This is a genomic window from Comamonas kerstersii (assembly GCF_008801935.1).
In the GTDB taxonomy this organism is placed as follows: domain Bacteria; phylum Pseudomonadota; class Gammaproteobacteria; order Burkholderiales; family Burkholderiaceae_C; genus Comamonas; species Comamonas kerstersii.
In genome coordinates this window covers 26,369-50,037 of record NZ_VZOT01000013.1, presented here as the reverse complement: position 1 = coordinate 50,037, position 23,669 = coordinate 26,369, and the positions used below count along the sequence as shown (strand labels likewise).

23 protein-coding genes and 1 pseudogene are annotated in these 23,669 nt (G+C 61.9%); 19 read left to right on the top strand and 5 right to left on the bottom strand.

Annotated features, from left to right (window positions below; all coding sequences use genetic code 11):
- Window positions 1–8 precede the first annotated feature (8 nt).
- From F7P80_RS14115 to F7P80_RS14105, 3 genes are all read right to left on the bottom strand, one after another.
- Window positions 9–698, bottom strand: coding sequence for a CsgG/HfaB family protein (locus F7P80_RS14115; RefSeq protein WP_151045640.1), 690 nt, complete (start codon window positions 696–698; stop codon window positions 9–11).
- 114 nt (window positions 699–812) lie between these two features.
- On the bottom strand, window positions 813–2,402 hold the full coding sequence (locus tag F7P80_RS14110) for a methyl-accepting chemotaxis protein (RefSeq protein ID WP_151045638.1): 1,590 nt from the start codon (window positions 2,400–2,402) through the stop codon (window positions 813–815).
- A gap of 183 nt (window positions 2,403–2,585) precedes the next feature.
- Entirely contained in the window at window positions 2,586–4,781 is a 2,196-nt protein-coding gene (locus F7P80_RS14105) for a malate synthase G (RefSeq protein ID WP_151045636.1), read from the bottom strand.
- A 259-nt stretch (window positions 4,782–5,040) separates the two neighbouring features.
- Here F7P80_RS14105 and F7P80_RS14100 point away from each other — a divergent pair, with 259 nt between their 5' ends.
- From F7P80_RS14100 to F7P80_RS14025, 16 genes are all read left to right on the top strand, one after another.
- Window positions 5,041–5,970 carry a LysR family transcriptional regulator gene (locus F7P80_RS14100; RefSeq protein WP_151045634.1) on the top strand — a complete coding sequence of 310 codons (930 nt, stop codon included), beginning with the start codon at window positions 5,041–5,043 and terminating at the stop codon, window positions 5,968–5,970.
- Entirely contained in the window at window positions 5,967–6,413 is a 447-nt protein-coding gene (locus tag F7P80_RS14095; protein WP_054065348.1) for a DUF2214 family protein, read from the top strand. Before F7P80_RS14100 ends, F7P80_RS14095 begins: the two co-directional genes overlap by 4 nt.
- 53 nt (window positions 6,414–6,466) lie before the next feature.
- Window positions 6,467–8,173 carry an arginine--tRNA ligase gene (argS, locus tag F7P80_RS14090; protein WP_151045632.1) on the top strand — a complete coding sequence of 569 codons (1,707 nt, stop codon included), beginning with the start codon at window positions 6,467–6,469 and terminating at the stop codon, window positions 8,171–8,173.
- Window positions 8,174–8,215: 42 nt separating this feature from the next.
- Complete coding sequence (locus F7P80_RS14085) at window positions 8,216–8,836, top strand: SPOR domain-containing protein (protein WP_151045630.1); 621 nt, start codon at window positions 8,216–8,218, stop codon at window positions 8,834–8,836.
- Window positions 8,837–8,891: 55 nt separating this feature from the next.
- Window positions 8,892–9,536, top strand: coding sequence for a thiol:disulfide interchange protein DsbA/DsbL (locus F7P80_RS14080; protein ID WP_151045628.1), 645 nt, complete (start codon window positions 8,892–8,894; stop codon window positions 9,534–9,536).
- 101 nt (window positions 9,537–9,637) lie between these two features.
- Window positions 9,638–10,273, top strand: a complete 636-nt coding sequence (gene lptA, locus F7P80_RS14075) for a lipopolysaccharide transport periplasmic protein LptA (RefSeq protein WP_058880045.1) — start codon at window positions 9,638–9,640, stop codon at window positions 10,271–10,273.
- Window positions 10,273–11,043 carry an LPS export ABC transporter ATP-binding protein gene (lptB, locus tag F7P80_RS14070; protein ID WP_054065352.1) on the top strand — a complete coding sequence of 257 codons (771 nt, stop codon included), beginning with the start codon at window positions 10,273–10,275 and terminating at the stop codon, window positions 11,041–11,043. Before lptA ends, lptB begins: the two co-directional genes overlap by 1 nt.
- Window positions 11,044–11,103: 60 nt before the next feature.
- Complete coding sequence (locus F7P80_RS14065) at window positions 11,104–12,693, top strand: RNA polymerase factor sigma-54 (protein WP_151045626.1); 1,590 nt, start codon at window positions 11,104–11,106, stop codon at window positions 12,691–12,693.
- A gap of 174 nt (window positions 12,694–12,867) precedes the next feature.
- Window positions 12,868–13,812 carry a sugar ABC transporter substrate-binding protein gene (locus F7P80_RS14060; RefSeq protein WP_151045624.1) on the top strand — a complete coding sequence of 315 codons (945 nt, stop codon included), beginning with the start codon at window positions 12,868–12,870 and terminating at the stop codon, window positions 13,810–13,812.
- Between the two features lie 9 nt (window positions 13,813–13,821).
- Window positions 13,822–15,393, top strand: coding sequence for a sugar ABC transporter ATP-binding protein (locus tag F7P80_RS14055; RefSeq protein ID WP_151045622.1), 1,572 nt, complete (start codon window positions 13,822–13,824; stop codon window positions 15,391–15,393).
- Window positions 15,394–15,410: 17 nt separating this feature from the next.
- Window positions 15,411–16,394 (top strand): ABC transporter permease, encoded by a 984-nt coding sequence (locus F7P80_RS14050; RefSeq protein WP_058879933.1) that lies wholly within the window; start codon window positions 15,411–15,413, stop codon window positions 16,392–16,394.
- Window positions 16,395–16,405: 11 nt separating this feature from the next.
- Window positions 16,406–17,317: a ribokinase gene (gene rbsK, locus F7P80_RS14045; protein ID WP_151045620.1), complete on the top strand. Its 912-nt coding sequence runs from the start codon at window positions 16,406–16,408 to the stop codon at window positions 17,315–17,317.
- The gene (gene rbsD / locus F7P80_RS14040) at window positions 17,314–17,712 is read left to right on the top strand and encodes a D-ribose pyranase (RefSeq protein WP_054065358.1); all 399 of its coding nucleotides are present in this window, start codon (window positions 17,314–17,316) and stop codon (window positions 17,710–17,712) included. The genes rbsK and rbsD overlap by 4 nt, the downstream gene beginning before the upstream one ends.
- Before the next feature lie 250 nt (window positions 17,713–17,962).
- A complete protein-coding gene (locus tag F7P80_RS14035; RefSeq protein ID WP_054065359.1) occupies window positions 17,963–19,246 on the top strand; it encodes a THUMP domain-containing class I SAM-dependent RNA methyltransferase in 1,284 nt (427 codons plus the stop codon).
- 3 nt (window positions 19,247–19,249) lie between these two features.
- On the top strand, window positions 19,250–19,744 hold the full coding sequence (locus F7P80_RS14030; RefSeq protein ID WP_151045618.1) for a putative toxin-antitoxin system toxin component, PIN family: 495 nt from the start codon (window positions 19,250–19,252) through the stop codon (window positions 19,742–19,744).
- Window positions 19,745–19,851: 107 nt separating this feature from the next.
- On the top strand, window positions 19,852–20,958 hold the full coding sequence (locus F7P80_RS14025; RefSeq protein ID WP_077344454.1) for a 3-deoxy-7-phosphoheptulonate synthase: 1,107 nt from the start codon (window positions 19,852–19,854) through the stop codon (window positions 20,956–20,958).
- A 75-nt stretch (window positions 20,959–21,033) separates the two neighbouring features.
- Here the strand turns inward: F7P80_RS14025 and F7P80_RS14020 are convergent, their stop codons facing one another.
- A complete protein-coding gene (locus tag F7P80_RS14020; protein WP_211372046.1) occupies window positions 21,034–21,555 on the bottom strand; it encodes a hemerythrin domain-containing protein in 522 nt (173 codons plus the stop codon).
- Between the two features lie 402 nt (window positions 21,556–21,957).
- Here F7P80_RS14020 and sugE point away from each other — a divergent pair, with 402 nt between their 5' ends.
- The 3 genes and pseudogenes from sugE to F7P80_RS14005 all read left to right on the top strand — a co-directional run bounded on the left by sugE (window position 21,958) and on the right by F7P80_RS14005 (window position 23,315).
- Entirely contained in the window at window positions 21,958–22,281 is a 324-nt protein-coding gene (gene sugE, locus F7P80_RS14015) for a quaternary ammonium compound efflux SMR transporter SugE (RefSeq protein ID WP_054065364.1), read from the top strand.
- Window positions 22,282–22,369: 88 nt separating this feature from the next.
- The gene (locus tag F7P80_RS14010) at window positions 22,370–22,576 is read left to right on the top strand and encodes a hypothetical protein (protein ID WP_151045614.1); all 207 of its coding nucleotides are present in this window, start codon (window positions 22,370–22,372) and stop codon (window positions 22,574–22,576) included.
- Window positions 22,577–22,607: 31 nt separating this feature from the next.
- Window positions 22,608–23,315, top strand: a pseudogene (locus tag F7P80_RS14005) (transposase).
- A 61-nt stretch (window positions 23,316–23,376) separates the two neighbouring features.
- Here the strand turns inward: F7P80_RS14005 and F7P80_RS14000 are convergent.
- The gene (locus F7P80_RS14000) at window positions 23,377–23,667 is read right to left on the bottom strand and encodes a hypothetical protein (protein WP_130932693.1); all 291 of its coding nucleotides are present in this window, start codon (window positions 23,665–23,667) and stop codon (window positions 23,377–23,379) included.
- Between the last annotated feature and the right edge of the window lie 2 nt (window positions 23,668–23,669).

Genomic DNA, 23,669 nt, shown 5'->3' with positions numbered 1-23,669 from the left:
GCGGCCTTTCAACGTGCGGTCGCGGCCAGGGCGGGCAGTGCGCCGGCATCGACGGCTTCGCACAGGCGGTCCACGGCCTCGCGGATGGCCAGGTCCAGCACCTTGCCGTTGAGGGTGGAGTCGTAGCTGGCGGTGCCGCCGAAGCCGATGATCTCGCGGTTGGATAGCTGGTACTCGCCCACGCCCTGCACGGAGCGCACCACTTCCGAGGTGCGGATGTTGACCACGTTCAGCGTGACCTTGGCATAGGCGGTTTGCGTCTTGCCGCGGCCCAGCACGCCGAACAGCTGCTTGTCGCCGACTTCCTTGCGGCCGAACTCGGAGATGTCGCCGGTCACCACGTAGTCCGCGCCCTTGAGCTGCTGTGTGGTGCCCTGGATGGCCGCTTCCTGCTTGATTTCGGCCATGTTGTCACGGTCCAGCACGTTGAAGCGGTTGGTTTGCTGCAGGTGGGACATCAGGATGGTCTTGGCCTGGCTGCCCAGACGGTCGACGCCATCCGAGAACGCACCGCGCAGGTAGCTGGAGCGGTTGTCGAACTTGCCCACGGCGATCGGGCTGCGTGGCCCGTGGTAGCTGCGGCTGGCGCTCTGGGTCTGGGTGGCGTTCAGGGCCTGGGACGTTTCCGTCGCGCAGCCGGTCAGCCAGAGAGGAACGGCCACGACAGCGGCCAGGGGGATCAGTCGGAAAGAGCGCATGGTGCAGTGCAGTGAAGAGAAAAGTGAATTGTCTCCATATCGGACCGCGCGATGCTTGTGCCATGTCAGACGCCGGTGCGTTGCCCGGACCCCGATCGGGGCCGGGGCTGCGGGTCATGCCCGGGTCAGCAGGGCCGGGGTGGCGGTGACGGCGCGTTCCTGGCCGACCTGGAAGTGCTCCATGGCCTGGACCAGTTGCACGGACTGGGCCTCCAGTGCGCGCGTGGCGGCGGCGGCTTCCTCGACCAGGGCGGCGTTCTGCTGGGTCACGGCATCCATCTGCGTGATGGCGTGCTGCACCTGTTCCAGGCCCTGGGTCTGCTCCTGGCTGGCCGCGCTGATCTCGCCGACGATGTCGGTCACGCGGCGCACACCGGCCACCACGTCGCGCATCACCACGCCCGCTTCCTCGACCAGGGTGTGGCCGGCGTCGACACGCTCCACGCTGGCGGTGATCAGGTCCTTGATCTGCTTGGCTGCATCGGCACTGCGCTGCGCCAGGGTGCGCACCTCGCTGGCCACGACGGCGAAGCCGCGGCCCTGCTCGCCGGCACGCGCGGCTTCCACGGCGGCGTTCAGCGCCAGGATGTTGGTCTGGAAGGCAATCGCGTCGATGACGCCGATGATGTCCACGATCTTGCGCGAGGCCTCATGGATGTCGCCCATGGTGCCCACCACCTGGTCGACCACCTGGCCGCCGCGGCTGGCCAGCTCCGAGGCTGAGACCGCGAGCTGGTTGGCGGTGCGGGCGTTGTCGGCGTTCTGGCGCACGGTGGAGGTCATTTGCTCCATCGACGCGGCGGTTTGCTGCAGGGCGCTGGCCTGTTCTTCCGTGCGGCTGGACAGGTCCAGGTTGCCGCTGGCGATCTGGCTGGAGGCCGAGGCCACGCCGTCCGCACCCTGGCGCACCTGGCCGACCACGTTGCGCAGCTGGTCACCCATGCCGTCCAGGGCGCGCAGCAACTGGCCGGTTTCGTCCTGGGCATCACTGTGCACGCGGTGCGTCAGATCGCCGGCGGCCACGGTTTCCACGGCGTGCACGGCGCGCGCCAGCGGGCTGGTGATGCTGCGCGTGATGGCCACGGCCAGGGCCACGGCGATCAGCACGGCCAGGCCCCCCAGGCCGGCTAACTGCATACGGCCGCGCTCAAACTCGGCCTGCACGCCGGCGGCGGCTTCGCTGATGCGCTGGCGCTGGTGGTCCAGCAGGGCCTGCAGGGTCTGCAGGTAGGCGTCGGCCGCCGGCTGGAAGTCGCTGCGTAGCAGGCGCTCGGCCTCGTCGGCCCGGCCTTCGGCCTTGGCCTGGTAGATGGTGTCACGGGCCTGCACGAAGCGGGTGCGCAGCACGCTGACCTGGTCGAACAGCGCCTGCTCTTCGGGCGTGCTGATCAGCTTTTGCAGTTGCGCTTGCTGGCGCGACGAGGCCTTGGAGGCCTCGACGTTGTCGGCCACGAACTGGCGCGCCAGTTCGGCGTCGCTGCTGCGGGCCACCAGGGCGTGGCGGTTCACGTTGCTGTAGACGGTGCGGTACCAGTCGGAGATGACGCGCTCCTTGGAGAGCGGGCGCGCCATCATGTCGGCCGTGGACTGGGCCACGGCCTGCAGGCGCCAGATGCCGACTGCCAGCATGGTGGCGATGAACAGCGTCAGCACGGCAAAGGCCAGGCCCAGGCGCTTGCCGATGGAGATGTGTTGAAGTGGCATGGAGATGGAGTAAGTAAAAACTCTGATTGGCGGGCGATTGTCCAAGCAATCCTCGTCCCCTCCGTCTACGCGCTGATGACAACCTTACATCCCGTAGCAATATCTGCGGGGGTGGTGGCCGCATGCAAAAAGCGCCCCGCAGGGCGCTTGGTCGGGCCTGTCGGGGCCTGGGGCCCCGCGGCTTCAGCGGGCGCCGGCCTTGACCTTCAGGCGCCATGCATGCAGCAGGGGCTCGGTGTAGCCCGAAGGCTGTTCCACGCCCTTGAAGACCAGGTCCAGCGCGGCCTGCATGGCGGCACCGTTGGGGTTGGCGGCCAGGCTCTTGTAGGCGGGGTCGCCTGCGTTTTGCTGGTCCACCACCTTGGCCATGCGGGCAAAAGTTTCGCGTACCTGGGCTTCGGTGACGATGCCGTGCAGCAGCCAGTTGGCAATGTGCTGGCTGGAGATGCGCAGCGTGGCGCGGTCTTCCATCAGGCCCACGTTATGGATGTCTGGCACCTTGGAGCAGCCCACGCCCTGGTCGACCCAGCGCACCACGTAGCCCAGGATGCCTTGCACGTTGTTGTCCAGCTCCTGCTGCTTTTCGGCGTCGCTCCACTTGGGGTCCTTGGCCACAGGGATCTGCAGCAGATCGGCCAGGATGTTTTCGCGCTCGGCGTCGGCACTGGTTTTTTCCAGTTCCTTCTGTACTTCGGCCACATTGATCTGGTGGTAGTGCAGGGCGTGCAGGGTGGCGCCGGTGGGCGAAGGCACCCAGGCAGTGTTGGCACCGGCCTTGGGGTGGCCAATCTTTTGCTCCAGCATGGCCTTCATCAGGTCAGGCATGGCCCACATGCCCTTGCCGATCTGGGCGCGGCCGCGCAGGCCCATGGTCAGACCAACCAGCACGTTGTTGCGCTCATAGGCCTGCAGCCAGGCGGAAGTCTTCATGTCGCCCTTGCGTACCATGGGGCCTGCCTGCATGGCGGTGTGCATTTCGTCGCCTGTGCGGTCCAGGAAGCCGGTGTTGATGAACGCCACGCGCGCAGGAGCCGCGGCAATGGCAGCCTTGAGGTTGACCGAGGTGCGGCGCTCTTCGTCCATGATGCCGAGCTTGACGGTGTTCTCTGGCAGGCCCAGCAGCTTTTCCACGCGGCCGAACAGCTCGTTGGCAAAGGCCACTTCCGCAGGGCCGTGCATCTTGGGCTTGACGATGTAGACGCTGCCGGTGCGGCTGTTGCGAATGCCGTTGGCACCGTGGCCCTTGAGGTCATGGATGGCGATGGCCGTGGTGATGACGGCGTCCATGATGCCTTCGGGAATTTCCTTGCCTTCTGTGCCCCACAGGATGGCGGGGTTGGTCATCAGATGGCCCACATTGCGCAAAAACATCAGTGAGCGGCCGTGCAGCTTGATGGGCTGGCCGTTGGCACCAGTGTATTCGCGGTCCGGGTTCAGGCCACGGGTGACGGTCTTGCCGCCCTTTTCAAACGACTCGGTCAGCGTGCCCTTGAGGATGCCCAGCCAGTTGCTGTAGCCCAGCACTTTGTCTTCGGCATCGACGGCGGCGACGGAGTCTTCCAGGTCCAGGATGGTGGAGATGGCCGCTTCTACCACCACGTCGGCCACGCCTGCAGCGTCAGACTGGCCGATGGGGGTGGACTTGTTGATGATGATGTCGATGTGCAGGCCGTTGTTCTTCAGCAGTACGGAAGATGGCGCGGCTGCGTCACCCTGGTAGCCCACGAACTTGTCGGCATCTTTCAGGCCAGTGGTGGAGCCGTCCTTCAGGCTGACGACCAGCTTGCCGCCTTCGACCTTGTAAGCCGTTGCGTCCTTGTGCGAGCCAGTGGCCAGTGGCACGGACTGGTCGAGGAAGTTGCGGGCAAATTCAATGACCTTGGCACCGCGCACGGGGTTGTAGCCCTTGCCTTTTTCTGCGCCGCCTTCTTCGCTGATGGCGTCTGTGCCGTACAGCGCGTCATACAGCGAGCCCCAGCGGGCGTTGGCAGCGTTCAGGGCGTAGCGGGCGTTCAGAATGGGCACGACCAGCTGGGGGCCAGCGATCTGGGCCAGTTCGGCGTCCACGTTTTCGGTGGTGGCCTTGGCGTCCTTGGGCTGCTCGACCAGGTAGCCGATCTGCTTCAGAAACTGCTGGTAGCCCGCCATATTGGTGATGGGGCCGGGGTGGGCCTTGTGCCAGGTGTCCAGCTCTTTTTGCAGGCGGTCACGCTCGGCCAGCAGGGCGGCGTTCTTGGGGGCCAGGTCGTTGACCAGGGCATCAAAGCCTTGCCAGAAGGCGGCGGCATCGACCCCGGTGCCGGGCAGCACCTGTTCGTTGATGAAGTTGTGCAGTTCGGTGGCCACTTGCAGGCCGTGGACGGTGGTACGTGCTGTCATGGAGCAACCTCCTTGAATGATGGGAATGCAGGGAAACCGGGGCCGCAGGGAGGAAGCGCGCTTCCTTTTGCAGGCATTGCGTACCACTGTATTGCAAATGAATGCGTTAATAAATTGGACAAAACGCGCAGAACTAATGACTTTTATGCAAAAGTGAACGACACTAGCTCATAGTGTCTTATGCACTATTGATAGCTACTAACGCTTGCTGGATAAGCGCTAGAGGCTAATTTGATGCAAATTTTTGGCGCAAGCAGCCATGGACAAACTCAAAGCTTTCGAGTCTTTCGTCTCTGTCGCTACCAAGGGCAGCCTGACGGCAGCTGCCAAGGCAGAAGGGGTGGCCCCTGCCATCATGGGGCGCAGGCTGGATGCGCTGGAGGAACATCTGGGCGTGAAGCTGCTGGTGCGCACCACGCGGCGCATTACGCTCACACACGAAGGCAGCGCCTTTCTGGAAGACTGCCAGCGCCTGCTGGCCGATGTGGCCAATGCCGAGGCCAGCGTGTCCGCAGGCGGAGTGAAGGCCACGGGGCATTTGCGCATCACCGCCCCTGCCGGTTTTGGCCGCCGCCATGTGGCGCCGCTGGTGCCGCGCTTTCATGATCTGCACCCGGATGTGACGATTTCCCTGAACCTGAGCGACCGCGTGGTGGATCTGGCCGGGGAAGGCTATGACTGCGCCGTGCGTGTGGGTGATCTGGCCGATTCCTCTTTGGTGAGCGTGCGGCTGGCAGACAACCGCCGTCTGTGTGTGGCAACGCCCGAGTACCTGCGCAGCTACGGCACGCCACAGCATCCCTCTGAGCTGGCGCAGCACAAGTGCCTGACGCTGTCGAGCGATGCTTCGCAAACGCGCGGCTGGGCCTTTCGCCTGCCGGGCAATGGCGGCGGGGAGGTGGTGCACATCAAGCCTTCGGGGCCGCTCGATTGCTCGGACGGGCAGGTCTTGCACGACTGGTGCCTGGGCGGCTGGGGCATTGCCTGGCGCAGCACCTGGGAAGTGGAAGGCGAGATCGCTGCAGGCCGCCTGGTGGAAGTGCTGGCAGACTTTGCAGCACCACTTAACGGGATTTACCTCGTGTTTCCACAGCGCAAGCACATGACGCTGCGACTGCGCCTGTGGATGGACTATCTGCGGGCACACTATGCACGTCCCGAGTTCTGGAGCAAAGGCATACAAGCATGACCCTGGAAGCGATTTTTGCCAGCCTGCACATGCTGGCCATTCTGACGGCGGTGGTGTTCATGTCCAGCCAGGCGGCCCTGTGCCGCACGGAATGGATGAATGCTGCCGTGGTGCGCCGTCTGGCGCGGCTGGATGTGATTTATGTGGGCGCGCTGCTCGTGCTGCTACTGACCGGCGTGGTGCGTCTGGTCTGGGGCATCAAGGGCTGGGACTGGTATGTCTCGCAGCCGCTGTTTCACTGGAAGATGCTGCTGTTCGTGGTGATGGCGGCGCTGGCCGTGTGGCCCTCCATACAGCTGCGCAAATGGCATCAGGCCTTGGAAGCCACGGGGGCTTTGCCTGCAGAAGATGCGGTGCGCGCCGTGCGCCGCTGGATCATGGTGCAGGCACACATCATGCCGGTGATTGCCGTGATCGCTGTCTTCTGGGTGCGGGGCATGTAGGCATGGCGGGCAGGGCTTCGGCACGCTGCGGCCTTGGCACGTAAAATCGCCGGATGCTTTCTGTCAAACAAGAATTGCTCGCAGCGCTGGCTGCGCAGCTCGAAACACTTTCGCCAGGCGCTGGCGCACGCGCGGCATTTGAAACCCCTAAAGTGGCAGCCCATGGCGATTTCGCTTGTACGGCAGCCATGCAGCTGGCCAAGCCTCTGAAGGCCAATCCACGCGCACTGGGTGAGCAGCTCAAGGCCGCGCTGGAAGCCACGCCTGCTTTCCAGCAGTGGGTGGATGCCATCGAGATCGCTGGCCCCGGTTTTCTGAACATTCGCCTCAAGCCTGCAGCCAAGCAGGAAATCATTCGCGAAGTGCTGGGCCAGGCCGAGAAGTTCGGCTACCAGCCCGACCGCGGTGAAAAGATTCTGGTGGAGTTTGTGTCTGCCAACCCTACGGGCCCGCTGCACGTGGGCCACGGCCGCCAGGCAGCGATTGGCGACGCCATCAGCAACCTGTACGCCACCCAGGGCTGGAATGTGCACCGCGAGTTCTATTACAACGACGCGGGCGTGCAGATCGACACGCTGACCAAGTCTACGCAGCTGCGTGCCAAGGGCTTCAAGCCCGGTGACGAGTGCTGGCCCACCGACAGCGACAACCCCCTGGCCAAGAATTTCTACAACGGTGACTACATTGCCGACATTGCCAAGGCTTTCCTGAACAAGGAAACCGTGCATGCGGACGACCGTGAGTTCACCGCCAATGGCGATGTGGAGGACTACGACAACATCCGCCAGTTTGCCGTGGCCTATCTGCGCAATGAGCAGGACAAGGATCTGCAGGCATTCAACCTGAAGTTTGACCAGTACTACCTGGAGTCCAGCCTCTACACCAATGGCTATGTGGAAGAGACGGTCAACCGCCTGATTGCCAATGGCAAGACCTATGAACAGGACGGCGCACTGTGGCTCAAGTCCACCGAATACGGTGACGACAAGGACCGCGTGATGCGCAAGACCGACGGGCACTACACCTACTTTGTGCCTGATGTGGCCTATCACATCCAGAAGTTCAAGCGTGGCTTTACCAAGGTCGTGAACATTCAGGGCACCGACCACCACGGCACCATCGCCCGTGTGCGCGCTGGCCTGCAGGCGGCCGATGTGGGCATTCCCGCTGGCTACCCTGACTACGTGCTGCACACCATGGTGCGCGTGGTGCGCAATGGCGAAGAGGTCAAGATCAGCAAGCGTGCAGGCTCCTACGTGACGCTGCGTGACCTGATCGAGTGGACCAGCAAGGACGCCGTGCGCTTCTTCCTGCTGAGCCGCAAGCCCGATACCGAGTACACCTTCGACGTGGACCTGGCCGTGGCGCAGAACAACGACAACCCTGTGTACTACGTGCAGTACGCCCATGCACGCATCTGCTCGGTGCTGCGCACCTGGCAGGAGCAGGGCGGCAAGCTGGAGCAGCTCAAGGACGTGGATCTGTCGGCACTGGAAGGCCCACAGGCCCAGGCGCTGATGCTGATGCTGGCCAAGTACCCCGAGATGCTGACGGCGGCTGCCAACGGCAATGCACCGCACGATGTGACCTTCTACCTGCGTGACCTGGCTTCCTGCTATCACAGCTACTACGATGCCGAGCGCATTCTGGTGGATGATGAACAGGTCAAGCTGGCACGTCTGGCACTGGTCGCCGCGACCGCACAGGTGCTGCACAATGGCCTGGCAGTGCTGGGCGTGAGCGCGCCCGAGCGCATGTAAGCCACTCTCAGTGAACTATCAAGCAAGGTGACAGGCAGTCTTATGGGTAATCAGCAACGGGGAGGCACCCTCCTTGGTCTCATCATCGGTGTGATTCTGGGTCTGGGTATCGGACTGGGGGTGGCGGTTTACGTCACCAAGATGCCCGTGCCCTTCAAGGGTGATCCTCGGTCTGCAGATGACCGCCAGGGCGATAGTGAGCGCTATCGCAACTGGAACCCCAATGCACCGCTGACAGGCGCTCAGCCTGAGCGTGGTGCGGCACCTGCTGCGCCTGAGGTGCAGCCGTCTGCCCCTGCGACCTCTGCACAGAACCCTGTGGCGCAGCCGCCTGCCGTGTCTGCCGACCCGCTGGGTGATCTGGCGCATGCACAGCTCAAGGCTGCAGAGGCCAAGGCTGCGGCAGAAGCAGCAGCCACCAATGACGGCTTTCACTACTTTGTGCAGGCTGGCGCCTTCCGCAGCAAGGCCGATGCAGACGCCCAGCGCGCCAAGCTGGCCATGATGGGCTGGGAAGCTCGCATCAGCGAGCGTGAGCAAAATGGCCGTGTGGTCTTCCGCGTGCGCATTGGTCCGTTTGACAAGCGCGGGGATGCTGCGCAGCTCAAGCAAAGGCTGGACGATGCAGGCATCGATTCCAGCATGGTGCGCGTGCAGCAGTGAACTTATGGGGCCTGACAGGCTCTGACATGCCATATTTCGAGAAGGAGTCCTTTTGATGCAACGCCGCCATTTCTCTCTGGCTGCAGCCACGGCTGCCACCTCTCTGGCCTGGGGCCTGAGCCCTGCGATCGCCCAGCCTGCCGTGCCTCAGGAAGGCAAGCAGTACCGCCGCCTGTCCAAGCCTGCGCCTACCGATGTGCCCGCTGGCAAGGTCGAAGTGGTGGAGTTCTTCTGGTACAGCTGCCCGCACTGCCATGCGTTTGAGCCTGTGTTTGCGGCCTGGAAGGCCAAGGCGCCTGAGAACGTCGTGGTGCGCCGCGTACCTGTGGCGTTCAACTCGAGCTTTGTGCCCCAGCAAAAGCTTTTCTACACGCTGCAGGCCATGGACAACTTCGATGCCATGCACGCCAAGGCTTTCCATGCCATCCACGTGGAGCGCAACCGTCTGGCCACTGACGACGCCATCTTTGCATGGGTAGGCAAGCAGGGTGTGGATGTGGCCAAGTTCAAGGAGATCTACAACTCCTTCAACGTAGCCAGCCAGGTGCGCAAGGCCACTGCCTTGCAACAGGCTTACGACGTAGAAGGCGTGCCCTCCATTGGTGTGGCAGGCCGCTACTACACCGATGGCCCCATGGCTGGCAGCATGCCCAATGTGCTGGTGGTGGTGGATTACCTGATTGCCCAGAGCACCAAGTAAGCGCTGCATCTGTAGCTGAATGAAAAGTCCGCGCCATGCGGACTTTTTTATGGACCACAAGCGGCATGACTACAATGTGTCGCAAGAAACGTGCCTTGCCCATGAACTCCAAACTCATCACCTGTCTTTTGCTGACAGCCCTCGCCGGGGCCACAGGCCTTGCACATGCCGAGCGTGCTGACCGCGACAAACCCATGAATATCGAGTCGGACGCGCTGCGCCATGACGACTTGACGCAGACCAGCGTGTTTACGGGCAATGTGGTGATGACCAAGGGCACCATCGTGCTGCGCGGCGAACAGCTGGATGTACGGCAGGATGCCGAAGGCTACCAGCATGGCGTGGTCAAGGCTGCCCCGGGCCAGCGTGCCTATTTCCGTCAGAAGCGCGATACCGCACCGGGAGCACCTGAAGAGGTGATCGAGGGCGAGGGCGAGATCATTGAATACAACGGCAAGACGGATGACGTGAAGTTCATCCGCCGCGGCCAGCTGCGCCGCTACACGGGTGGCCAGCTCAGTGACGACATCATGGGCAGCGTCATCACCTACAACAACCTCACGGACGTGTTCACCGTGGATGGCGCAAAGCGCAGCAATGAGCCTTCGTCAGCCCCTGCTGGCTCCGGCGGCCGTGTCCGAGCCATCCTGGCGCCCAAGAACACTACGCCAGCACCGTCCAGCGCACCTGCACAGACGCTGCAGCCTTCGGATGCACTGAAACTGCAAGGAAACTAATGGCCGAGAAGACCCAAGACACTGCCGCGGTGAGCAAGCTCGAGGCACGGCATCTGGCCAAGTCCTATGGCAGCCGCAAGGTGGTCAAAGACGTGTCCATCACCGTGCAAAAGGGTGAGGTCGTCGGGCTGCTCGGCCCCAACGGCGCGGGCAAGACCACGTCGTTCTACATGATCGTGGGGCTGGTACGCAGCGACGGTGGTGATGTGCTGATTGACGGCCACTCCGTGGGCAATATGCCGATTCACCAGCGCTCGCGCCTGGGTCTGTCCTACCTGCCGCAGGAAGCATCGATCTTTCGCAAACTCAATGTGGAAGACAACGTGCGTGCCGTGCTGGAGCTGCAAAAAGATGCCAGTGGCAAATCGCTGTCGCGCGAAGCCATTGAGCAGCAACTGACCACGCTGCTGCAGGAGCTGCGCGTGGACCACCTGCGCAAGTCGCCTTCGCTGGCGCTGTCCGGTGGTGAGCGCCGCCGCGTGGAGATTGCCCGCGCGCTGGCCACGAATCCGCGCTTCATCCTGCTGGATGAGCCGTTTGCCGGTATTGACCCCATCGCCGTGATCGAGATTCAGCGCATCATCAGCTTCCTCAAGGAGCGCGGCATTGGTGTCTTGATTACTGATCACAATGTGCGCGAAACACTGGGCATCTGTGACCACGCGTTCATCATCAGCGATGGCACAGTGCTGGCACAGGGAACGCCGCAGGAGATTGTCGAGAATCCGGATGTACGCCGGGTATACCTCGGCGAACATTTCCGGATGTAGACCTCCCCTGCAGCGTCATCAATAACAACAAAGGTCGATAGAGCAAAGAGGGGTACAGCGTTGAAGCCAAGTTTGTCACTGCGGGTCTCACAACATCTGGCGTTGACGCCGCAACTTCAACAATCTATTCGACTGCTGCAGCTGTCGACCCTGGAGCTTTCTCAGGAAGTCGAGCAGATGCTCGACGAAAACCCATTTCTTGAATTGTCTGCCGAAGAGGTCGAACGCGAGGCCTTTGGCGTGGAGCATGCAAATTCCGCGCCAGAGGCGGATGTGCATGCCAGCGACGAAACTTATTTTTCTGTAGCTGACAGCGCCGTATCCACGGGCGCTGAAGGGCAAAAAGATTCAGAAATTCACGTGGTAGAAGCTGCCGATCTGCCCCAGGACTGGGAGGGCGATGGCAGTGTAGACATGGGGGCGTTGGATGACGCAGAGTGGGGTGGTGAAGCACCGGCACGCGGCAAGCGCAATGAGGACGAGGATGCCCCTTCTGCACTGGAACTGGCCCGCTGCCACGAATCTCTGACGGACCATCTGCACCAGCAGGCACTGTCGCTGCGCCTGTCGGAAGTGCAGCGCTGCGCCCTGCGCTTTCTGATTGAAAACCTCAACGACGACGGCTATCTGGAAGACTCGCTGCAAGAACTGGCTATTGGCCTGGCAGGCAGTGAGGATGAGGAGCAGCTTGAGGAGCTGATGCACCACTTCACGGTGGCGCTGCGTCTGCTGCAGTCGCTGGAACCCGTGGGTGTGGGGGCGCGTGATCTGGCTGAATGCCTGCGCCTGCAGCTGCGCTATCTGCAGGAGCAAGGTGGTGACGACCCCGCGCTGCTGGAAGCCGCCTTGCAGCTGTGTGCCCAGCCGCTGGACATGCTGGCGCGCCGTGATGTGCGCAAGCTCATGCAGGCCTGTGGTCTGCCTGAAAGCCGCGTGCGCGCAGCGCTGGGCCTGATTGCACGGCTGGAGCCCAAGCCCGGGCGGCGCTTTGTGGATGTGGAGCGGCATGTGATCGTGCCCGATGTGATCGTGCAGAAAACGAACCGCAAAGGGGGCGATGGCCTGATGCAGTTCAGCGTGCAGCTCAACCACGATGTGATGCCGCGTCTGCGTGTGCACGAGGTCTATGCCGGTGCGCTGCGCAGCCACAAGGGCAGCGAGGGCCACGCCATGCTGCAGCAGCGCCTGCAGGAGGCGCGCTGGTTCATCAAGAACGTGCAGCAGCGCTTTGACACCATCTTGCGCGTGTCCAAAGCCATTGTGGAGCGGCAGAAAAACTTCTTCATCCACGGTGAGCTGGCCATGCGTCCGCTGGTGCTGCGCGATATTGCGGACGAGCTGGGGCTGCACGAATCCACCATCAGCCGTGTGACGACGGCCAAGTACATGGCCACGCCCCACGGCACCTATGAGCTGAAGTTCTTCTTCGGTTCCGGCCTGGGTACAGAGACGGGCGGCAATGCGTCGAGTACGGCAGTGCGTGCGCTGATCCGCCAGTTTGTGAGTGCAGAGAACCCCAAAAAACCGCTGTCGGACAGCCAGATTGCCGAGATGCTCAAGGAGCAGGGCATCGAATGTGCCCGCCGCACGGTGGCGAAATACCGGGAGGCGCTGAAAATTGCGCCAGCAAATTTGAGAAAAGCGTTGTAAGCGAACGGAGCAACCCGTTAACGCTGTATTGGTTTGCTCGGGGCGATTGGCTAGGCTGGTGAGCGCTCGCTAGAATCGCGCGGATATTACGGATATTACTTATGCGCTGCCTGCGGGCAGCGTTTTGTTTTTTGCTCGTAACCCAGTTGAGTGCCCTGCGCTCGGAGAACCAATATGCAACAACGTCGTCATACCCTCTTGGCTATCGGTGCAGCCGCACTGGCCGCTTTTGGTACTTTTGCACCCGCCGTGCATGCGCAGGACAAGCCCAAGGTGGCGCTGGTCATGAAGTCGCTGGCCAATGAGTTCTTCCGCACCATGGAAGACGGAGCCAAGGCACACAACAAGGAGCACGGCAACTACGTGCTGCTGAGCAACGGCATCAAGAACGAGACCGACACCGCAGCCCAGATCAAGATGGTCGAACAGATGGTGGCGCAGAAGGCCGATGCCATCGTGATCGCCCCCGCTGACTCCAAGGCGCTGGTGCCCGTGCTCAAGAACGCCGTGGACAAGGGCGTGATCGTGGTGAACATCGACAACCGTCTGGACCCCGAAGCCCTGAAGGAAAAGAACCTGAACGTTCCTTTTGTGGGGCCTGACAACCGCTACGGCGCCAAGCTGGTGGGCGACTATCTGGCCCAGCAACTGCAGGCCGGCGACAAGGTCGGCATCATCGAAGGCGTGTCTACCACCACCAATGCACAGCAGCGCACCGCAGGCTTCAAGGACGCCATGGACGCTGCCAAGATGAACATCGTGGGCGTGCAGTCCGGCAACTGGGAAATTGCCAATGGCAACACCGTGGCTGCCGGCATGATGCGTGAGAACCCCGATCTGAAGGCACTGCTGGCTGGTAACGACTCCATGGCTCTGGGTGCTGTGGCCGCCGTCAAGGCCGCGGGCAAGACAGGCAAGGTGCTGGTGGTGGGCTACGACAACATCCAGGCCATCAAGCCTTTGCTCAAGGACGGCCGCGTGCTGGCCACCGCTGACCAGTTTGCTGCCAAGCAGGCGGCTTTCGGTATTGATGTGGCCCTGAAGGCCATCCAGGACAAGACACCCCAGGCCCAGCTGCCTGCTGAAGTCAAAACCGACGTGGTTTTGGTGACGAAGTAAGAGGCAGACATGGCACACCCCACTCCTGCAGACCACGGTCAGGTGGTCATGCGGCTTGAAGGCATCGGCAAGGACTATGGCGATAGCACGGTGCTCGATGGCGTGAGTCTGGACCTGCGCGCTGGTGAGGTGCTGGCGCTGACCGGCGAGAACGGCGCAGGCAAGAGCACATGTTCCAAGATCATGTGCGGCCTGGTGCAGGCATCGCGCGGCCAGATGACGCTGATGGGCAAGCCTTTTGCACCCGTGTCACGTACGGACGCAGAGCGTCAGGGCGTGCGCATGGTGCTGCAGGAGCTGGGGCTGGTAAACACATTGACGGTGGCCGAGAACCTGCTGCTCGACCGCCTGCCCCACCGCTTTGGCCTGGTGGATCGCAAGCGCCTGCACGAAATGGCGCGCGAACAGCTGGCCAAGATGGGGCTGGACCATATCGACCCACGCACCAAGGTGTCCGAGCTGGGTATTGGCATGCAGCAGATGGTGGAAATTGCGCGCAACCTGCGCGATGGCAACCGCGTGCTGGTGCTCGATGAGCCCACGGCCATGCTCACGGCCAAGGAAATTGAACACCTGTTTGCACAGATTGACTTGATGAAGGCGCAGGGCGTGGCGCTGGTCTACGTCTCACACCGTCTGGAAGAACTGCAGCGCGTGGCCGAGCGTGTGGCTGTGCTGCGCGACGGCCGTCTGGTGGATGTGCTGCCCATGCAGGGCCTGTCAGAAGCCACGCTGGTGGAGCGCATGGTCGGCCGCCACGTGGAAACGCTGGATGAAAAGCCCCGCCGCAAGGCCGGCCCCGTGCTGCTGCGTGCAGAAAACATGTGCCGTGGCGATGTGGTCAAGAACGTCAGCCTGGAGCTGCACGCTGGCGAAGTGCTGGGTGTGGCGGGTCTGGTGGGCGCTGGTCGCACCGAACTGCTGCGCCTGCTGTACGGCGCAGACAAGGCAGACAGCGGCTCTATCGAGCTGACCGGCCAGCACCCTGACCAGCAGGCACAGACCGTGGCACCGAACTGGCGCAGCCCCATGCAGGCCGTGCGCGCCGGTATTGCCCTGATTACGGAAGACCGCAAGGCGCAGGGCTTGCTGCTGCCCCAGTCCATTCGCGTCAATACCTCGCTGAGCCATATGCGCTCCGTGTCCGCAGGTGGCTGGCTCAACCGCAGCCGTGAAGCACAGCTGGCCAAGCAAATGGTGCAGCGCCTGCGTGTGCGCTCCTTTAACGCTGAGCAGTCCGTGGGCACGCTCAGTGGCGGCAACCAGCAGAAAGTGATTTTTGCGCGCTGGCTGCACCGTGACTGCCCCGTGGTGCTGCTGGACGAGCCGACCCGTGGCGTGGACGTGGGTGCGCGCTCTGATCTGTACGCCGAGATCAACACCATGACCCACCAGGGCAAGGCTGTGATGGTGGTGTCCAGCGATCTGCGCGAGCTCATGGAGCTGTGTGACCGCATTGCCGTGATGCACCAGGGCCGCCTGGTGGCGACCTTCGAGCGTGGCCAGTGGTCGCAGCAAGCCTTGCTGGCCGCCGCATTTGGTGACGTTACTGAAGAAACTGCTGCAGCCACTGCGGCCTAAACAACGATTCAATACGCATGTCTTCCCCTGCTTCTCATCCAGAAAAAGTACACAGTCCATGGCGCCAGGAAATGGGCACGTACATCGGCCTGATCGTGGTGCTGATCGCCATGGTGGCGCTGTTCAGCTCGCTGTCGGACTACTTCTTTACCAAGGACACGCTGCTGTCGATCGCCAATGAAATTCCTGCCCTGGCCGTGATGGCCGTGGGCATGACCTTCATTCTGATCATTGCGGGTATTGACCTGTCGGTAGGCTCGGTGCTGGCACTGAGCGCTGCCGCCGCCGCTGCAGCCATGCTGCAGTGGGAGTGGGGCCCCTGGGGCGCAGCCGTGCTGGGTCTGCTCGTGGGCGTGGTCTGCGGCACGATTACCGGCGGTATTTCCGTGGCCTGGCAGCTGCCCAGCTTTATTGTTTCGCTGGGCATGCTCGAAGCCGTGCGTGGCGGGGCCTATCTGGTGACGGATTCGCGCACCCAGTATGTGGGTGATGCCATGGGCGGTCTGGCGACCCCCTGGCTGGGCGGGCTGTCGGCCTCGTTCTTCATTGCCATCGTGGTGGTCATTGTTGGCCAGCTCATCCTCTCGCGCACCGTGTTTGGCCGCTATGTGGTGGGCATTGGCACGAACGAAGAAGCCATGCGTCTGGCCGGTGTGGACCCTCGTCCTATCCGCGTCATCGTGTTTGCGGCCATGGGCTTTCTGGCAGCGCTCGCAGGTCTGATGCAGTCGGCCCGTCTGGAAGCGGCAGACCCCAATGCAGGCGCTGGCATGGAGCTGCAGGTGATCGCAGCCGTGGTGATTGGCGGCACCAGCCTGATGGGTGGCCGTGGCTCGGTGATCAACACCTTCTTTGGTGTGCTCATCATTGCTGTGCTGGAAGCCGGTCTGGCCCAGATTGGTGCCAGCGAGCCCAGCAAGCGCATCATCACCGGCGTGGTGATCGTGGTCGCCGTGGTGGTGGATACCATCCGCCAGCGCCGCGCAGCGCGCAAGCACTAAGCAGGGGTGCCATGTCTTCCAACAAGACCCGTATCGTGGTGCTGGGCAGCCTGAACATGGACGTGGTGCTGCGCTGCGACACCATGCCCGCACGCGGTGAAACCGTGCATGCCCAGAGCCTGAGCTACATCCCCGGCGGCAAGGGCGGTAACCAGGCCGTGGCCTGTGCCCGCCACGGTGCACAGGTGGCACTGGTTGGTGCTGTGGGCCGCGATGCCCATGGTGAGGAGCTGCGCAACGCGCTGGTGCTGGATGGCATCGATGTCTCGCATGTGGCCGTGCATGACGGCGTGGCGACAGGTTCTGCCGTGGTGATGGTGGAGCAGGATGGCAGCAACCGCATTGCCGTGATTCCCGGTGCGAATGCGCTGGCCGATCTGCCCGCCAGCTTTGCAGAAACTTTGAAAGCCAGCGACTTTCTGGTGGTGCAGTTTGAAACGCCGCTGGACGTGCTGGACCGCGCGATGGCTGTGGCGCATGCAGTGGGCTGCAAGGTGGTGCTCAACCCCTCGCCCGTGAAGGCTGTGCCCAGTGCATGGTGGCCCATGATCGACACCCTGGTGGTGAATGAGCATGAAGCGGCAGAACTGTCTGGCATGGCCGTGACCGATGCGCACAGCGCACTGGCTGCGGCGCAGCATTTCCTGAGCCAGGGTGTGCGTCGTGTGGTGGTCACTTTGGGCAGCCAGGGCGCACTGGCACTGGATGCATCAGGCCATAGCGTGCATCCTGCGCCCAAGGTACAGGTGGTGGATACCACCTCGGCGGGCGACACTTTCCTGGGCACCATGACCACCCGTCTGGGTGAAGGCTGCACGCTGGCGCAAGCCGTGGAATGGGCCATCCAGGCCGCTGCCCTGTGCATTGGCCGTGCCGGTGCACAGCCCTCCATTCCCCAGCGTAGCGAGGTCAAAGCCCCATGAAAAAAACCAAACTCCTGAACGCAGCCCTGTCGCACCTGGTGGCGCAGCTGGGCCATAACGACATGATTGTGGTGGGCGACGCAGGTCTGCCCGTGCCCCCCGGTGTGCCCTGCATTGACCTGGCCGTCATGCGTGGTCTGCCCCGTATCGACCTGGTGCTGGAAGCGCTGGAGAGCGAGATGCAGGTCGAGCGCATGGTGCTGGCCACCGAAACACTGGCTGCCACCGATGGCCAGATGCCTGCCTGGCTGCCTGCCGCCTGGCGCGATCTGCCGGTGGAAGCTGTATCGCACGAAGACTTCAAGCAGCGCAACGCACGGGCGCGTGCCGTGATTCGTACCGGCGAATGCACGCCTTATGCGAATGTGATGCTGGTGGCGGGCGTGGCTTTCTAGGCCCTCGCAACAGTTGTAAAAATATAGCTGCTTGCGCTTGTGTAGATTGGTTTTCGATATCTTTTGTTGTCGAAATGCAGTACTGACAAGCGCAAGCAGCTATTTTTTATTTCCAAAGCGGTGCCACATTCTGTAGCCCGCAGCACTTGTGCCGGACAGAGTTTGGCCGTGCAATAGGCGCGTGCAGCCTCGACATTTCTGCGGGGTAGCGCTTGAAACCACCAAGTGCGCGTATGCTTGAACGCATCTTATGAATCAACTGCATCTGTTTTTACCCTGCGCCGCTGGCGTTGAGGGCTATCTGGCCGACGAAGTGCGTGCCATCACCGGCGTGGGCAATGACGATGTGCTCACCGGCCGAGGCGGCGTCATGGTGCGTGGCATGTGGCGCGATGCCATGCTGCTCAACCTCTACAGCCGCCTGGCGCAGCGCGTGCTGGTGGAGCTGTCGTACACCGAATACCGCAGCGAAAACGACCTGTACCGTGCCGCCAGCGAAGTGGCGTGGGAAATCTGGTTTACGCCCAAGGAAACCTTCAAGATTGAAGTAACGGCCCAGCACAGCCCGCTGACCAGCCTGAACTTTGCTGCCCTGCGCGTCAAGGACGCGATTGCTGACCGTTTCCGCGCCAAGCGCCATGGCGTGCGCCCCAGTGTGGAAACCAGCCGCCCCGACGTGCGCGTGCACATGCACCTGACCACGGACACCTGCACGCTGTACATCGACACCTCGGGTGAAGCGCTGTTCAAGCGCGGCTGGCGTGAAGACAAGGGCGATGCACCTTTGAAGGAAACGCTGGCTGCGGCCATGCTTGCCGCTACCGGCTGGGACCCACATGGCCCCAACCCTGAGCCGCTGTACGACCCCTGCTGTGGCTCTGGCACGGTGGTGATCGAAGCCGCGCAGATTGCCCGCAAGATTCCCGCAGGCATCCTGCGCCGCTTTGCGTTTGAAAAGCTGGTGCCTTTCCAGCGCCACGTGTGGGAAGCGATTCTGGACGAAGCCGAATCCAAGATCCTGGACGAAAGCCCGGTGCCGATTTTTGGCTCGGACGTGTCGCACCGCATGGTGGACTTTGCCCAGCGCAATGCCGAGCGTGCCGGTGTGGCCGAGACCGTGCAGCTGCGCGGCGGCGATGCGCTGCAGCGCATGCCCCCTTGCGAGCAGCCCGGCATGATGCTGCTCAACCCCCCGTATGGCGAACGTATTGCCGCAGCCGGTAGTGCTGGCCGCAATGCACGTGAGCGCATGAACGTGGTGGAGCGTGCAGGCCGCGAGACTGCACAGACCGAAGACGGCGTGGAGTTCTTCAGCCAGCTGGCCAGCCACTGGAAGAAAAACTACAGCGGCTGGAGTGCCTGGATGCTCACGCCAGACCTGAAGCTGCCCGGCAAGATGCGCCTGAAGGAATCGCGCCGCACACCGATGTGGAACGGCCCCATCGAGTGCCGACTGTTTCGCTTTGACATGATCAAGGGTGCCGTCAAGCCCCGTAAAGATGAGAGCGCACAGCGCCCAGCTGACGAGGCCTGAGCCATGAAAATTGTCTTGAAGTGGCCTGCCTGCAATGCAGGCTACACCGGCCCTTTGCCACGCCCCATGGTGCTGGACACCAACGTGGTGCTGGACATGCTGATCTTTGATGACCCGCACATCCCGCCCATCCGCGAACTGGTCGCCCGGGGCGAAGTGCGCTGGATTGCCGACCAGGCCCAGCGCATTGAGCTGGAGCGTGTGCTGCACTACAGCCAGATTGCGCCGCGTGTGTCGTTCTACGGCAAGACGCCTGAAGGCGTGATGGCGGCTTTTGACGCCGCCGTGGAATACGTGGCCGAAGCGCCCAAGATCCGCTTTACCTGCACCGATCCGGATGACCAGCACTTTCTGGACCTGGCCAGCCAGCACCAGGCCCTGCTGGTGAGCAAGGACAAGGCCGTGCTCAAGCAGCGCAAGCGCGTGGCCCAGAACTATGGTGCGACCGTGGGCAATATCTTGCTGCTGGAAACTGCCGACGAGGCATCAGCGGTGTAAAACCCAACGGGCTGCCAGCGCCCATGGTGCAAGCGCTGGCAGCTACGAAAAATGCTGTCGTGCCCGGCTGACGCCGGGTTGGCCGCAGAGGGGGGACAATATCGTCCATGATTTCGCCTACCTACACCAAACCGGCGCAGCTTTCTACGCTGGACATGACCCGCATTGACGACACCCGCATCAAGGCGGTGCGTCCCCTGATTACCCCCGCCATCCTGCAGGAGTGGCTGCCAGCGACCGAGCAGGCACATGCACTGGTGGAAAGCAGCCGCGATGCGGTATCGCGCGTGCTGCATGGGCAGGACGACCGGCTGGTGGTGGTGGTTGGCCCTTGCTCCATCCACGACCACGAGCAGGCCATGGACTACGCGCGCCAGTTGAAAGTGCATGCCGATGCGCTGTCGCAGGACCTGCTGATCATCATGCGGGTGTACTTCGAAAAGCCGCGCACCACCGTGGGCTGGAAGGGCTATATCAATGACCCGCGCCGCGACGGCAGCTTTGCCATCAACGAAGGGCTGGAGCTGGCGCGCAAGCTGCTGCTGGATGTGGTGGGGCTGGGCCTGCCCGTGGGCACGGAATTTCTGGACCTGCTCTCGCCCCAGTACATCAGCGATCTGGTCACCTGGGGCGCGATTGGCGCTCGCACCACGGAAAGCCAGAGCCACCGCCAGCTGACCAGCGGTTTGTCCTGCCCTGTGGGCTTCAAGAACGGCACGGACGGCGGCGTCAAGGTGGCTTGCGACGCGATTCTGGCCGCACAGGCACCCCATGCCTTCATGGGCATGACCAAGATGGGCCAGGCCGCGATTTTTGAAACCCGTGGCAACCAGGACTGCCACGTGATTCTGCGCGGTGGCAAGCAGCCCAACTACAGCGCGGCGGATGTGCAGTCTGCCTGCGACATGCTGGAGAAAAACGGTCTGCGCCCCCAGGTGATGATTGACCTGTCACACGCCAACAGCAGCAAGCAGCACCGCCGCCAGGTGGACGTGGCAGCTGATGTGGCGCAGCAGATTGCCGCAGGCGAAACACGCATCAGCGGTGTGATGATTGAAAGCCATCTGCACGAAGGCCGCCAGGACATCGTGGAGGGCCAGGCGCTGCAATACGGCGTGTCGCTGACCGATGCCTGCATCAGCATGGAGCAGACCATTCCTGTGCTGGAGCAGCTGGCGGCAGCAGTGCGTGCTCGCAGAAGCAAAAATGCATAGCGGCTTGCGCTGATAAAAAGCCACTTTCACGATGTTTTATGTCTGAAAGTGGCTTTTATCAAGCGCTAAACGCTATCAATCTTTGAGTTTGATTTGCTTCTTCACCTGGGTGCTGGCTTTTTCTTCTTTTTTGCGGCGGTTGAAGACCTGCTGCATGTAGCGCAGGTCACCGGCTGAAAGATGCTTTTCAGCCGCCACAAACTGCTCCTGCTCTTCTTCTGCAATATGGTGCAGATACTCCTCGCGCAGGGCCGCAAAGCGCCGCAGCCAGCCAGGTGATGCCATGTCACGTGCGGCCAGATCGGCCAGCATGTCGTCAATCGCCTTGTGCTCGGCCACAGCGTGGCGTGCGTCGTCGGTGGTGGCGGGGTTGCGCATCACGCTGGACCACAGTGCCTGCTCTTCGGCAGCGGCGTGGCTTTTGAGCTCCAGTGTCAATTCTCTGAAAAGTTTTTTGCGGTCTGGCGACTTACCCGAGGTCTCGCCAATCATGGCCAGCAACGCGCGGTGGCGGTCATGGTCTTCGACCAGACGGCCAAACAGATCGGGGTTGCCGCGAAACTTGGTTTTGGGCGTGCTGCCAATGCGCGCAGCCACATGAGGGGCGGTGGCCTTGGCTTTGGCAATCGCTGCGCGCTTGGCGTCTGCTGGTTAGGCTGCCTTGGATGCAGCGGACTTGGCAGGGGGACGTGATGCAGTCGTTGGCATGGGGCTCACTTTGCAGAACATGGCGGATTGCCATGTCATGGGTTGTAGCAAAGCAGGGACATGCAGCAGGTCAGCCATCAGGGGATGGAGGCTGTAGGAACTGCAGTCAGCACTGTGGCGTGACAACCACCCAGAGGCTTGCGGGGCATGTGGCAGGGCTGAGGGTGCAAAGTGGTGGCTGCCTACAATGGCTACTCCATCTGCAGTGCAACACTGCCCGGCACAGGACGACCTGCGCTGGTGATCTCCATCACGGGACGGCCCGCATCTTCGCAATGCAAGGAGTCTCGTATGGCATGGCTTTATCTGGTGGTCGCAGGGGTGCTGGAAGTGGTGTGGGCCTACACCATGAAGCAGTCGCATGGCTTCAGCCGCTTGGTTCCCAGTGTGATTACCTTCGTGACCATGGTCGCCAGCTTCGGCCTGCTGTCTCTGGCCATGCGCAGTCTGCCGCTGGGAACGGCCTATACGATCTGGACAGGCATTGGCGCGGTTGGCGCCTTCATCGTGGGCATTGCCGTGCTCGGCGAGCAGGTGAGTGCCATGCGTGTGCTGGCCGCGGTGCTGATCGTCAGCGGACTGGTGCTGATGAAGCTGTCTTCCCCGCAGGCCTGACTGCCGCAGCGGCATCTGTGGGACTGCCCCGCAAAACATTGCACATGCCAGCCAAGCGCCGGGGCAAAGACGGCACACATGCGCCCATGTGCCTGAAACCTCGCAGGAGGACATCGTGCTGACGCTTGAATCTGCGCTGTATGTGCGTATACAGGAAATGCCCAATGGGCCCATGCCCTTGCCACTGAAAAGCGGCTTCAGCATGGACACGGCCTACCGTGCGCTGGGCATGTTCAACCCATCGGAAACTTCGGACGTGTATTTCATTCTGGCCAATGACGGCGTTGTTGCATAAATCGTTGCTCTTCCAGCGGTAGGCTTGCTGCATGAGTCAGCCCCGCAACCCCCGCTATAGAGCCAGCAACTGGAGGCAGTACAACGCATCCCTCAAAGTTCGAGGCTCTTTGGCGGTGTGGCTGGACAAGGGTATGTGCTGGTTTGCCACGGCAAGTGGCAAACGCGGACGCAGTCCGAAGTTCTCGGATGCAGCCATCCAATTTTGTTGGACGCTCAAGAACCTGTTGGGCTTGGCACTGCGGCAGAGCACGGCTCTTGCCGAGTTGGTGCTGCATTTGCTGGTTGCTACAACGGGAATCAAGTTCTTGGGTGAAAGCGAGGGGAAATGCAAAAAACATGGCCCTGAGCGTCATCGGCAATGGCGCAAGTTGCACATTGGCATTGATCCCCAGACGCTACAGATCAGGGCTATCTGTGTGACATCCAGCAACGCCAGTGATGCCGGATGTGCTGCAGCCATTGCCCGACGATGAGGTGCTGGAGAGCCTAACGGGCGATGGCGCTTACGACACCGCAAGCAGTCCATGAAGAAGTCCTCAAGCGAGGAGGTATCCCCATTATTCCTCCTCGCAAGAATGCTCGAATTGGAACCCAAGATGAACTGCATCAAACGATTGGGTGAGCGGCTGATGTCTCGTACCTTTGAGCGACAAGTGGGCGAACTGCACATTCGAGCAGCCATCTTGCATCGATTTACAGAGCTGGGGTCTGGGGGAGCTTGGCCTGAAATCGATTGATGCAACAACGCCGCCCTGCACATAAAAATGGCATGTGGTTTATACTTACGTCTACGGGTTATCACTTAGAGGTTATCCCGTAGCTGTGAGGTCGTTGAGATGCATCCTCACCAGCCAATGTGCAGGCATCTCGCAAATGAAAGACTGTCATGCTGAATGCTGTAAATGCCTTGATCAAGTTCATCCAAGAAGTACGTGCTGCTGACTTTGCCGTCGCCAAGCAGTAATTCGCCGATGCATGCAGCCGCTGTGGGCTGCCAAAACATTCACTGAGAAAAGTGCCCTTCAGCAACTGGCTGCAGGGCATTTTTGTTGCAAGCTTTTTGTTGCAAGCAAAGCGCAGCGCAGGCATGC